9 protein-coding genes are annotated in these 12,008 nt (G+C 55.5%); 6 read left to right on the forward strand and 3 right to left on the reverse strand.

The genetic code is table 11. The features are described from left to right. The first annotated feature begins 41 nt into the window (after nucleotides 1-41). Nucleotides 42-1,289, forward strand: a complete 1,248-nt coding sequence (locus AZSP09_RS17675) for a hypothetical protein (protein WP_004883036.1) — start codon at nucleotides 42-44, stop codon at nucleotides 1,287-1,289. A 239-nt stretch (nucleotides 1,290-1,528) separates the two neighbouring features. On the opposite strand, the gene AZSP09_RS17680 is transcribed toward AZSP09_RS17675, so the two are convergent. Together AZSP09_RS17680 and AZSP09_RS17685 are read right to left on the reverse strand one after the other, a co-directional pair. After that, complete coding sequence (locus AZSP09_RS17680; RefSeq protein ID WP_004883035.1) at nucleotides 1,529-2,596, reverse strand: PDDEXK nuclease domain-containing protein; 1,068 nt, start codon at nucleotides 2,594-2,596, stop codon at nucleotides 1,529-1,531. After that, a complete protein-coding gene (locus tag AZSP09_RS17685; protein ID WP_004883034.1) occupies nucleotides 2,593-3,792 on the reverse strand; it encodes a tyrosine-type recombinase/integrase in 1,200 nt (399 codons plus the stop codon). Before AZSP09_RS17685 ends, AZSP09_RS17680 begins: the two co-directional genes overlap by 4 nt. 238 nt (nucleotides 3,793-4,030) lie before the next feature. Between AZSP09_RS17685 and AZSP09_RS17690 the strand changes: the two genes are divergently transcribed. After that, a complete protein-coding gene (locus tag AZSP09_RS17690; RefSeq protein WP_152090934.1) occupies nucleotides 4,031-5,377 on the forward strand; it encodes a DEAD/DEAH box helicase in 1,347 nt (448 codons plus the stop codon). Here AZSP09_RS17690 and csf4 read toward each other — a convergent pair. Then, nucleotides 5,374-7,878, reverse strand: a complete 2,505-nt coding sequence (gene csf4 / locus AZSP09_RS17695) for a type IV CRISPR-associated DEAD/DEAH-box helicase Csf4 (protein WP_152090935.1) — start codon at nucleotides 7,876-7,878, stop codon at nucleotides 5,374-5,376. The genes AZSP09_RS17690 and csf4 overlap by 4 nt on opposite strands. A 121-nt stretch (nucleotides 7,879-7,999) precedes the next feature. Here csf4 and csf5 point away from each other — a divergent pair, with 121 nt between their 5' ends. Genes csf5 through csf3 form a run of 4 tightly spaced genes read left to right on the forward strand, consistent with a single transcriptional unit; the run spans nucleotide 8,000 to nucleotide 11,263 of the window. Next, nucleotides 8,000-8,692, forward strand: coding sequence for a type IV CRISPR-associated endonuclease Csf5 (csf5, locus tag AZSP09_RS17700; RefSeq protein ID WP_332066834.1), 693 nt, complete (start codon nucleotides 8,000-8,002; stop codon nucleotides 8,690-8,692). Further along, nucleotides 8,689-9,438 (forward strand): type IV CRISPR-associated protein Csf1, encoded by a 750-nt coding sequence (csf1, locus tag AZSP09_RS17705; RefSeq protein ID WP_152090937.1) that lies wholly within the window; start codon nucleotides 8,689-8,691, stop codon nucleotides 9,436-9,438. The genes csf5 and csf1 overlap by 4 nt, the downstream gene beginning before the upstream one ends. A 9-nt stretch (nucleotides 9,439-9,447) precedes the next feature. Beyond that, on the forward strand, nucleotides 9,448-10,539 hold the full coding sequence (gene csf2 / locus AZSP09_RS17710; RefSeq protein WP_152090938.1) for a type IV CRISPR-associated protein Csf2: 1,092 nt from the start codon (nucleotides 9,448-9,450) through the stop codon (nucleotides 10,537-10,539). Between the two features lies 1 nt (nucleotide 10,540). Further along, nucleotides 10,541-11,263: a type IV CRISPR-associated protein Csf3 gene (gene csf3 / locus AZSP09_RS17715; RefSeq protein ID WP_152090939.1), complete on the forward strand. Its 723-nt coding sequence runs from the start codon at nucleotides 10,541-10,543 to the stop codon at nucleotides 11,261-11,263. Nucleotides 11,264-12,008 lie beyond the last annotated feature (745 nt).

Consider the following 12,008-nt stretch of genomic DNA (forward strand, 5'->3'; position numbering starts at 1 on the left):
CGTCGCTTACTATTTGGACTACGGCGAGTTGAGTAAAAAATATGAAAAATATCTTTGAAGAAATCAATGAATTTTCTTCGGAAAAAATCGCGTTATTCAGCTTTGGGAAATTTTGCTACGTCTTTCTTAATAAAGACCCGATCTTTGTCAAGAAATTGCTTCCCCTCATCCAAACCTCTCTGGCAAATGAGAGCTTTCAGGCAGACGTAATGCGTGCTTATACGGAGGGCTGCATGAATGAAAAGGCGGCCATTCTGAAAGAATTTGAAGCCAAACGCGACCATCCAAACGCAGCCAAGTTTTATGGGCCACAGCTTGATCTAGTGGACAAGCGATTGGCTATAAAGACAATCCAGCATTTAATGGACTACTTAAATAATTATCTCAACGAGTATCCGGGATCGCTAGAAATTCTCAACAATTCCTACAAGCATATCCATGACGAAGATGGTGTTTCGTACATAAAAGAAAATTACGCAAATTATCGCATTGGCTGCATTTTTTATTCCAAGCACCAATCAATCATGGGGAGGGCTGAGATGCTGGAGCTAAAATATTCCAAGGTAGTTGAACGTGAGTACGAGAAAATTGGAATTGACATAAGAAAGGAAGATGCTCAGTTCTCTAAATATAGTCTTGTCAGCCTGAACGAGAATATTCAGATATTCAACGACAAGGATAGTCAGACAATACGCGATGAACGCATAGGGCGACACTTCTGGATAAAAGTTCCGAGGAAGCTGCTTACCTCTATCGAGGAACTCATTGAAAAAGGAATGCTGTCCGAAATAGCATTCAGGATTGATTACGTCTCCGATTATGTCCCTGCAATGGAGGAGATGGAGTTTGGCGCTCCGTTGCGATTGAAAATATCTTCCCTTCCTAGATTGTCAAAGTTCTACTCCACCGATAAATATGAGAACAATCTATGGATTCACCATGACGCAGAGAAGCTAAGTTTGACTTTTGAAGAATTGATGGAGGACTTTGAGGTGGCAGGCGACGACGTCGTAACGCAAGTCATCCATCTTGAATACAGTTCAAAAGGCGATGATTTTTTTATAACTCACTTGGATCACGAATTTATCGTATATACGTTGGATAGCTATCAAGAAAGATTGAGCAATGCCAACATCAAGGGGCATAGAAAAATAAAGACATTCAAAATAGATAACTCAATGATCCCGTTTGATATAAATATTAGCGGGGATCTTTTTCTGTTTCAGGTTCTCGATTCGTATTTAAAAAATGATGACTTGATTCGTGAATATTTTGAAAAAATTAACTGACTTTATAGTTTGAGATATTTAATTAAAACAGCGATCGGCATAGAACATGGCGCTGCTGCCCGCGATAATCATGTGATTGGGCGCTCGCGCCCACTAGCCCCAGCGCATCCTTGAGCCGCAGGCCAGTTCCTTATCGGCCTATGGCGATTCCACACTAGCATGGAGCCTCGATAGAGCAAGAGATCCGTTGCCACATGCTCGTGCTGTGGTTTGGGTGTACGGTTGGACAGATGCTGCTGTCAGGACTTCTCGCCAGGCTGCCGCTGCTCGATCTGCAACCGCGCCCGTTCGGTCGCCTGCTGCAACCGCTCCCCCAGCACCGCACGCGGCGGCAGGGTCGTCAGGTATTCGGCTACGTGGATGCCCGACTTGTCCAGCTCCAGCAACTCGATCTGCTCTGACTTCTTGCCGGTACAAAGAATGATGCCCAGCGGCGAGGCTTCCTCCGGTTCGCGTTCGTGCTTGTCGAGCCAACGCAAATAAAGCTCCATCTGCCCCTTGTATGCTGCCTTGAACTCGCCGATCTTCAACTCCACCGCCACCAGCCGCCGCAGCTTGCGGTTATAGAACAGCAGGTCCAGGTGGAAATCCTCGTCGTCGATCTGGATGCGTTTCTGCCGGGCTAGGAAAGAGAAGCCCGCGCCCAACTCCAGCAAAAAAGACTCCATTTCGCGGATGATCGCGGCTTCCAGGTCGCCTTCCTGCCAGGTATCGCGCAGGCCCAGGAAGTCGAGGATGTACGGGTCGCGCATGACCAGCGCCGGCGACATGCGCTGCGCATCGCGCATCGCCGCCAGCTCTTGCGTGATCGTCTCGTCCGGCTTCTTGGACAGCGCCGTGCGCTCGTATAGCATCGAGTCGATGCGCTCGCGTAGCGTCCGCACGCTCCAGCGTTCGGCGCTGGCCATTTGCACGTAGTAGTCCCGCTGGAGCGGGTCTTTTAGCGGCAGCAGCGCCACGAAATGCGACCAGCTCAATTGTCGTGACAGCGTCACGACAATTGGCTCGTCCGAGAAGGTGGCGGCGAACTGCACCATCCGGCGCAGGTTCTTGTCCGCGAAGCTACGTCCGTAGTCGCGGACAAGCTGCGCCGCCAGGGTCGGCAGGATTTCGTCGCCGTACCCGGCCCGCTGCCCGGCAAGCACTTCCGTATGGATGCGCTGGCCAATGCGCCAGAACAGCAATGTCAGCTCGGCATTGACCGCCGAGGCGACGCGCTGGCGCGACGCTTCGATCAGTGCCCGGATGTCGCCCAGCAGCGCGGGCGGCGCTGCTGGCGCTGAGACGGATGCCTTGCGCCGGGTCATGCGGCCACCTCCTTGGCTCCCTGCATCCCGGTGATCGTCTTACGCCGATTCGCCACCAGTTCGGCCGCCTCTCGCACCGGCTTATCCTCGGTGTGGACGTAGCGCATGAACATGACGACGGTCTTGTGCGCCGTTAGCGCCATGCCGACCTTGACCGGGATGCCCGAATTGGCAATGTCGGTCGCCGAACGGTGGCGGATGCCGTGCGTGCCCACGTGCGTAGCGCCAGCCGCCTTGAGCGCACGGCTCCAGCCACCGTAATACTCGCCCGTGGTTAGATGCTTGCCAGCGTGGCTAGGAGAAGGCAGCACATAGCGGCTACCCTCCTGCCGGGGTGCCGTCGAGAGTAGCCGATAGGCTTCCTCGCTCATGGGCTTAGACATGCCGCCTGTCTTGCTGTCAGGCCAGACGACGCGCCGGTTCTGCAAGTCAACCCAGTTCCATTCCAGCGCGATGATTTCCGAGCGGCGGCCGGCGAACTCGAACTGCAGGCGGATTCCCAAAGGGATGACGTAGTTCTCCAGCCCCTCCGACTCGATCTTGTCGAGCTGTCGGAACAGGTTGCCCATTTCTTCGTCGCTGATGAGGTGAGTCGATTTGCCGGCAGGGAACATCGGGACGTGACGGCAAGGGTTGGTACCGTCGGGCCGATAGCCCCATACCTCGGCCATGTTGAACATCTTGCGCAAGACGCTGAATACCTTGTTCGCCTCGGTCTGCTTGTACGAAAGCTTTTCCATCAGTCCGGCGATTTCAGGACGCTTCACGTCCTGAACTTTCTTGCGTCCCAGCAGCGGAATAATGTTGCGATTGATGACAGCCTGATAGCCGGCTTGGGTGCTGAGCTTGTTGCGCTTCTTGGAGTAGTCCTCCATGAACTTCGTGCATAGCTCCTTGACCGTAGGTGCCTGGCGCGCCTCCGCCTTCTCTGCGGCGGGATCTCCGCCTCGGCGGACTTGGGCCAGCCATTCCTGCGCCAGCGACCGCGCCTGTTCGACGGTCAGCTCCCCGTACAGTCCTAGCGAGGGCTTGCGGCGCTCGCCAGCGTTCGTCCGGTACTGGAGCATGAACACCTTGCGACCCGCCGGGGTAATCTTGCACAGGAAGCCGGGGACCAGCGTGTCCCGGAGTTCGACGGCCTCTGCCTGGGGTTGCGCCGCATCGACAGCGGACTTAGTGAGTTTGATCTTAGCCATGATGACTCCTTGGAAAGACCTGGATTCCAAGGGCCGGATAGGAGTCAGGCGGTCGGAAGTCAGGTCAGGTTTCGGAAAGCACCGGCATATGTTGAACTCGCTTAAGTCATTGATAAACCTGCTGTATCGGGCTGTAGCGTAGTCCAGCGAATTTCGGTGCTGGAGTCATGGTGAAATAAAAAAGCGCCTCGAGACGATCCGCGGCACCAAGCCTGGCATCCTGGAGTGGATATCGTCGTTGGGCAAATCGCACCAGCAATGGCGCGAAGATCTGCGCAAGGTGATGCACGAGTTGCAGGCCCTCGAGGACGATGAGGCTTCATTGAAGGGAGAGCGGAGGACCAGCGAAGAGGATTTGGGAAAGCTGAAGTCGAGGATTGACGGCTTACGGCGGCACCTGGATGACTTGGCCGCCGCCGGCTGCACTGCGGAGGAGAAATTGCGCAAGGCAAAGGACAGACTTGCTGGATACTGGCCCGACCTGGCTGCGGACGATCACGACCAGGAGCGATCGAGTCCCTGGGCGCATCCAGAGTGGCGGGCTGCTCGAATTCGAGTCTTCCTCGCCGCACTGAATCTGCATCAGGCTTTTATCGAGGAGAACGCCTCCAAGATGATGGCCAACCTCGGTATCGCGATGGACATGCTCCAAGGAGGCATTCCGGATCCGAAGGTCCGCGTTCAGGCGCTCGACAGCCTGGCGATCGCGTGCCCCGTCATTTCGACAACATTTGCCTCTGTTCCGTCCCTCTGTGGGTCGATGTCCTCAGAAGGCATTGGGTGGCTGCTCATCGATGAGGCCGGACAGGCCACCCCGCAGGCAGCAGCGGGGGCGATTTGGCGTGCCCGTCGCGTCGTCGTCGTCGGCGACCCTCTGCAACTTGAGCCCGTGGTAACGCTGCCACGTTCTGTAGAGGCATCCCTTGCCGCCTGCAATGGGGGAGTGAATAGCCGTTTGCACCCATCCAGGACGTCTGTTCAGAAGCTCGCAGACCAGACGACTGCGATCGGGACAACGGTGGGTGAGGGCGACGATGCAATCTGGGTTGGGGCTCCGCTGAGAGTGCACCGAAGGTGCGACGAGCCGATGTTCTCTATTTCCAATGAAGTCGCCTACGATGGACTGATGGTCCACCACAAGAAGCCGGCGGCTTTGACCTGGCCAGCCAGCTACTGGCTCGACGTCCCTGGAGGACAGGGAAATGGGAACTGGATTCCTGCTGAGGGTGAGGCGCTTCGAGGGCTCATTCAGAATCTGCTTGGTCAAGCGCAAGTTCCAGCTGATGACATCTTCCTGATCTCGCCATTTCGCGATGTAGTGCGCGAGCTCAAGGGGATGGGAAAAGCTTTCGGCCTGGACTACCGCCGAGTTGGTACCGTCCATACGACACAAGGCAAGGAAGCCGACGTCGTGATCATGGTGCTGGGCGGCGGTACCGCGGGAGCACGGGACTGGGCCTCGTCCCGACCGAATCTCCTCAACGTGGCGGCCAGCCGCGCAAAAGCACGGTTCTATGTCGTTGGCGATCGGAAGGATTGGTCGAAAAGACGGTTCTTCGATGTCCTCTCGAAAAACCTGAGCTAGTCGTCAATCGCAGCGGATCTCTTGAGAGTTTTCACAGGGTAAATCCCGATGATCCGCCGTAAGTGGGACATGAAGAAATCGAACGTCGGTTCGTTCATGCGCCCATCCAGAACATATATCCGACGGTTGGGTGGCAGTCCCTCGCGACGGACGAGGCGACCTAGCCCTTGCTTGAACCGCATGGCAGCATCGAGAAGATCCCACGGCACATTTGACGCTTGCTCGGCTCGGTGCCTGTGCGTCATGGACATATTTGTCCCAAAGGGAAAGCGAGGGATGACCAGATCGGTGAGTAAATTGTCTTCGCCAGGTGTGGCAAGACCATAGTCTTTACCGTTGATGTCGACGCCAGTCCAAGCACCGCCAACCGCGATCCACAGGGGCTTTTTCCCTGCCGAGTGCTGATTGACGAAACCTTCGACTTGTCTTGAGATGGAAACACCCTGTTCAGCAACAACGAGGCCGTCGATATCAGCCAGGCGCTCGGCGAGCCCTTTCGCGCTGGTATAGCTGGTCATGAGGACCAATGTTCCGCCGGCAGCTGATACTTGGATTTTCCGGATCTCGGCGGAGAGGTCTTCCAGCCATTCTTCCTCCCGCAATCGATACTGTTCCGTGTCCAGCTTGTCACTCCTGGTCGGCGGCCTAAGCCAAAGCCGTCCGGAAGGATTTTTCGTGCTCTCCGGTATCCACAGGCCCGCCACCGGGGCCGTTACCCAGTGTGGCCGAATAACCGGATATTCCCTCATGCGGTTGGTCGGTATGTTAAGGATTCCGGCCATGTAAGAGGCAGAGTCTTTATCAAGGCGCCGGAGATATAGGGTTGCTGAGACGCACGCCCCCGCCTCGCAGGAGTGCCAGAGAAACGCCAGTTCAGAACTGACAGACGCTCTGCCTACGGAAAGTTGCGGAAATGCGCGTATCGGTGAATAGCACAGCATGGAGCGGCCAAGCACCGACGTTGTGGCCAAGCGCAAGGCAGTCCGGATCACGGAAGCTTGCCCCTTGAGCGTGGTGATGGTCGGTGACGTTTTCGATGGCTTCACGCCGGTTACGATGGACAGCAACTCGTTGAGTGCTGCGCATACGTCGCGGGCTTGGGGGGAAGTGCTTTTCAGGTTGATGTCATCGTTGTTCTCGCCGGCGTGCCGAATGATTGTCATGGCCTTACTGGCCCGTTTGGCGGCCGCTGCCGAAACTGCGCCTTCGGCTTGGGCAGCATTGATATGCTGCAAGAGGCGCCCAAGGGAAAGATTGAAGGCGAAGGTATTCGCCAGGTTGCTCTCGAATAAATGGGCCTCGTCTATCAGAAGGTATTGCCATGACGGAAGAATCCCTGCATCAAGCGCTACGGCCTGTGCCGCCAACTCGAAGAGTTCTCCGTCAATACTGTTTTTGATGTCCATGCCGGCATCACGATAGGCTTCATTGCCAGCATCATCGAGTGCTGCGCGTAGCCCCATAGCTTCCTGGCGAATTGTTCGGTGCCGCTGCCGAATCTCAAGCCCTTCTTCAGAGGACCGGGCTCCAAACATCCGCCGGCGGATGTCGGCTGCCAGCATGGCATGGGTGCAATAGATGATCTCGCATTCAAGCCTCTCTGACTCGTCAACCTCGAATTGAGCTCGATACGAGGCCATGCCCGGATCGCCATCGTCTGTCAGGTTGCCACATCGAACCGCATCGACCGGGAACTGCGGAGCAATAGCGATCAGACTTGATATCAGGAATCGGTGATCAATGGCCTGATCGCTGCTAGGGGACGGACCGTTTTGCCCAAGCCATCCAAGGATGGTGCTTGAGTATTCGCTGAAGGTCCCACTATCAAGCAGGATTCGCAATTCTCCGACGCTCACGAACTCGTTCTTGCCAAGGATGAATCGTGCGCTAGGAAACTCAGGGATGGCATCTGCCAACGCCTGATGCTGGCGCGCAAACTGGCGCAGTAGCGTTAGGGTTGGAACCGCAATTAGCGATCGCCCAAATGACCGTCCTTCGAGGACATGTGCTGCGGCCGCCACCATACCGAGAGTCTTGCCTATGCCAGTGGCCCCCTCGACCATTCCGATGCTTTTGCCGGAGAGGGTTTCGATCAAGGCCTCGCCGAAGACATTTTGGTGTTGGCGGTCTGTGAGTCCAAGTGCGGCTACGTAAGGGTGGAGGGGAGATTCCGATACGGATTTCCTACGCTCGATGGCATCTCCTCGAGCGATAGCTGCGTAGAGATAGGAAAGCGCTGCGTCGCCTTCTCGAATCTTCTTCTCCTTCGACAGATTTCGGATTGCCCGGTCGTGGCCCTTTGTGAACGAGATGTTCATTGGGATGCCAGTTTCTGCCGCGGCTGGCAATTCTGCAGGTGGGATGCCGTCGTCGATTGCCTGGCAGATCAGGCCCTGGATGGCACCTCGAATGAAAAGTCGAATCTCGTCGCTGACGTCATTCGGATGAAATCCAGCATGCAAAAGGGAGCAAGCGGATTTGGGGACGTTGAGTGTAGGCATGAGGTGATTATACGGTGGGTCGCTAAAAATTACGCAATGACTCTAAAACCGAATAAATAAAAAATAAATCGATAGTGAGAGTGATATATTGCATCGCATCAGCCCACAAAAGGAGGCTCTTTTGACTCAACTCTTACTCAGAATAAACACCCCGCCCGGGTGTCAGACGATCTATCGGGACAAGTTCCGAGAGATGTTGGCGAAGGCTGCGGATGGGAGGGCCATCCTTCCGCCGCAATTTTTCCATTACGGCGAAGATGGAAAACCTCTTTCGACCGGCGAAGCCGAAATCCGAACGATCGGCAGCAAAAACTGGGTTGGCGTCCTTTCAAAAACCGGCAACGCTGAGTTGTTCGACCCGTGCGTAGGCATTGCAACCCGTGTTGCAGCAAACCACTACGGTTCGCCAGCAAAGATGGAGGTTATGGAGCTCGAATACGGGCTTGAGGCCGCAGCGATGCCAGTCTTTTACAACCTGTCCAGAGCGGCATTCAAGCGTCGTTCAGCGAAACGCCGAGCGTTGTCCACCGAGGAAATCATCAAGGAATATCTCCTTCGACAACTCAATGACGAGGCAGAGCGCTTCGGATTCGACCTCCCGCCGGATAGCGCGCTGAAGATCCAGGTTCACCACGCCAAAGAAATGGGGATGCGCCTTAACCTCAACACGGGCTTATCCAACGAGTACGTGTCTTTGGTTGATGCCAACTTCAGCATGTACCTGGAATTGCATGGTATGTGGCAGATTGGCAATCTGCAGGCGCGAGGCCACGGATTGATCTACCGCGCCAAGCCAGGAGGGGTGTGGTCGTGAGACAAATCACAGCGTCACACCTGACGATTCAGGCGGCCGGCATCAAAGCGATTGGTGCCGTCTTGGCCGGTCCCGACCATGTTGGGCAACGATGCGCCGTTTGTGGTGCAGATATCAACCCAGGCGATCCGATCGATAAGCTCGATCTTCCGAGGACCTTTACGAATCAATCTTCCCTGGCCATACCGAATGGAAAGTGGCGGTGTGGGGCATGCAACGCAATCATGGGGAATTCGGAATTCCAGATGGGAGCGTCCACAATTTTGGTTTGCAGCGAAGGGGTGTTCCCCATTGTGCGAAAAGAGCATCGTGCGTGGGCATTCCTGACTCCACCAAAACCTCCATTCGTGATCGCCATCCAGAATGCCAAGCAGCAACACGTTATCTGGCGGGCACCGGTCTCCCTATCGAAGGATTTGATCATGGTTCGCTTAGGTGAGCAGATTTTCCGCCTGCGCCGGCAGAAGCTCTTGAATTGCGTGGAGATAGCAAAGCGCATCGATGCGGCCAGAATTACGCCAGGCCGACCGGTGAAGGACGCGATCGAAAATCCATTCGTTAATGACTGGAAATTTCAGTCTGCCGAAGGCGGAAGACTGAAGAGCTGGGTATGGAAACTCCAGGCCGAGCAAAAAATAGCCCCAGAGGATTTCATGGAGCTGACCACCCTGAATGGTGGCGAGGCCTGGGCACTTACTGCATTTCTGAGCGCGACGATCACTAAGCCGGATCCCCTCAATTTTTAAGGACAAATCATGAACAGCATCCAAATTCAACTGAATCTGACTTCCCCTCTCTACATCGCATATCCCGACAATGTGGACAAGACTGCCAATGTGAGTCGCACGACCAAGCTGCGGCTCATGAACAATGGCCGGCTGTACGACTTGCCGATCTATCCTGCGAATGGTTTTCGTGGTGGCCTGCGGCGGGCAGCTGCTGCCCGGGTCGTTGAGGCATTGAGCGCCAAAGAGGGGCCTGTGCCTGGTGACCTGTATCTCGGCTTGACCTGCGGTGCGTCGAGTGCGAGTCCGGATCAAACGCCGAAGACGGTCGAAGAGATCATCCGCGGACGCGGGAACGTCTACATGGGGCTGTTTGGGGGCGGCGCCCGCCTGCTTTCGTCTATGTACCGAGTATCGGACATGCTGCCGGTTCTTCAGGCGACCATCGAGACGGGGGCGGTACCGGATTACCTGGCCGAATTGGTGATGCCGAAGTTCCAGAAGGAAGGTGAGCCCGCGAAACATGCAGGCCCGTGGGAGGTCATGAGCGAGCGGACATCGATCCGGGTGGATGATCTCTATCGGGTGATGCGTCCCGAGGAAATCAAGGCCTACGTGAAGAACCCTCTCGAAACGGTAGCTGCGCACCAAGACGGCGTGCTGGCGAACAAGGAAGGCCGAAAAACCGATGGCGATACGAAGACCGATGTAAGCAACATGATGGGTATCGAGACGGTGGCTCCGGGCGTTCCTTTCTACTTCTGCATAGACCTTGACAAGGATGTCACGCCGGGACAGGTTGGCATGTTGCTATTGTCCCTGCGGGATCTTTTCCAGGAAAACGCCTTCGGTGGATGGACCCGGTGTGGTTTCGGCAAGGTGCGGGTTAATCAGATCAAGATCGCCTATGACGATCAAGATTTAGCCTGGTCCGATTTCTATGGCACAAGCCACTTCGAGTTGCCTGACGCGGCCAATGTTTATACCTCGCAAGCCCAGGAGGAAATTGGCTCCCTGACGACGGCTGAAATGGCCTCGTTCTTCGAGGACTTCAGTGCGGGCAAGAAGGCGGAAGCCAAGGCGAAGGCCAAGGCCAAGAAGACGGCACCGGCCGAGGCTTGATATGACACCGTTAAAAATCACCTTTCAGGTCAGCGGTGGTTTTGTTCCACCGCCTTACCCTCTGCATCTCGATGCTCTCTTGGCCTACGCACAAACCTTTGATGCCCTCGGGGACGTCGCCGACGAACCAGGAATACCTCAGTTGCGCGCTCTTGCTGATGACATGCCGATACAGCGGTTCGAGAAGGACGGTGACTGGTGTTATATGGCCAGCGCAGTTCAGCCAGAAGGGCCTGTTCTCAACGACGCACGGTTTTACACTCAAAGAATGAACCAGGATGACTATTCAGCCCGGGTGGGAAGAGAGCACATCCAACACGGACGGCATAAGCCTGGGTCGCCGATGGAACGCTACCAGATCCAGCTCGAAACGGCGCGCGGTGTGCATCGGAATCTTCTTGGTTTCTATCCCGTCCAGCAGTCTGCGACAAGCAGCGGGGCCCTGTTAACTTTGGTTGGGTGGTGCATCGCTGAAAAGTGGTGGGTGGAGGATCGATTGTTGAACGGAAGGATTACGCACATCGGTGCGCGGCGTCGTAGTGGACACGGGAAAATCCAATCCATCGCCATTGAAGAGGACAATTTGGCGATGAGCCAATGGCGACTAAGAGTGCGGCCTTGGAAGCTGCTCGATGATGATCTCGAGATTCGAGCAGCATGGAAACCGCCCTACTGGGCGCCAGAGAATCGTGGAACGGCTTTTTGCAGTTCGCAGTTGATATGACATTTCATGCACCCGCTGTTCGATGGGTGGTTACAGGGTCAGATATGGAATCCGGTGCTCGGAAAGAGCAGGATATACCCCTCATTCGATGGGTGGTTACAGGATCTCAACCCGCTCTAGGATTCGGCTGACTGCTGGATGCACCCCAGATTTGCGGGGTGGTTACAGGTGCACATGCTTGGGTTTCAAATGCGTTGGAGCTGGATGCACCCCCAATCCGGGTGGGTGGTTACAGAGATTCGCGGTAGTGCCCTGCCTCAAGGGAGGCTGAATGCACCCCTAATCCTGGGGGTGGTTACAGGCTGATATTGACAAGGCCTTGGCAGTTGTCGGCTGGATGTACCCCACATCTGAGGGGTGGTTACAGGGTCAGGAGTATCAGCCAGACAATGAACTTGGCTGGATGCACCCCACATCTGAGGGGTGGTTGCAGGGCCTGGATGCGGTGTCTTCACAATCACCATGCATGGATGCACCCCTAATCCTGGGAGTGATTACAAGAGGAGGCAAGGATGAGTACCATCCGAGAAAGGTGGTGGATATACCCCCAAGCCGAGGGGTGGTTACAGGTGGCCAGACAAGACTCGCCGCAAATAGGTGACAAGATGCGCCCTTTATCACGAAGAGGGGTTACAGGGATGTGAAATGTCGGCTAGCTGGTGATGCAGCTGGATGCTCTTCTCAATTGAGGGGTGGTTACAGCTAGACCAGCGATGGATTGAATCCGCGTGCAACTGGATGCACC

Origin of the sequence: Azospira sp. I09, from assembly GCF_009177135.1 — a bacterium.
Taxonomy (GTDB): domain Bacteria; phylum Pseudomonadota; class Gammaproteobacteria; order Burkholderiales; family Rhodocyclaceae; genus Azospira; species Azospira oryzae.

What these genes read in the sequence shown, in the direction of transcription:
- AZSP09_RS17675 (WP_004883036.1), top strand. Translation starts at nt 42, where the DNA reads ATGAAAAATATCTTTGAAGAAATCAATGAATTTTCTTCGGAAAAAATC.
- AZSP09_RS17685 (WP_004883034.1), bottom strand. Translation starts at nt 3,792, where the DNA reads ATGGCTAAGATCAAACTCACTAAGTCCGCTGTCGATGCGGCGCAACCC.
- AZSP09_RS17680 (WP_004883035.1), bottom strand. Translation starts at nt 2,596, where the DNA reads ATGACCCGGCGCAAGGCATCCGTCTCAGCGCCAGCAGCGCCGCCCGCG.
- csf2 (WP_152090938.1), top strand. Translation starts at nt 9,448, where the DNA reads ATGAACAGCATCCAAATTCAACTGAATCTGACTTCCCCTCTCTACATC.
- csf3 (WP_152090939.1), top strand. Translation starts at nt 10,541, where the DNA reads ATGACACCGTTAAAAATCACCTTTCAGGTCAGCGGTGGTTTTGTTCCA.
- csf4 (WP_152090935.1), bottom strand. Translation starts at nt 7,878, where the DNA reads ATGCCTACACTCAACGTCCCCAAATCCGCTTGCTCCCTTTTGCATGCT.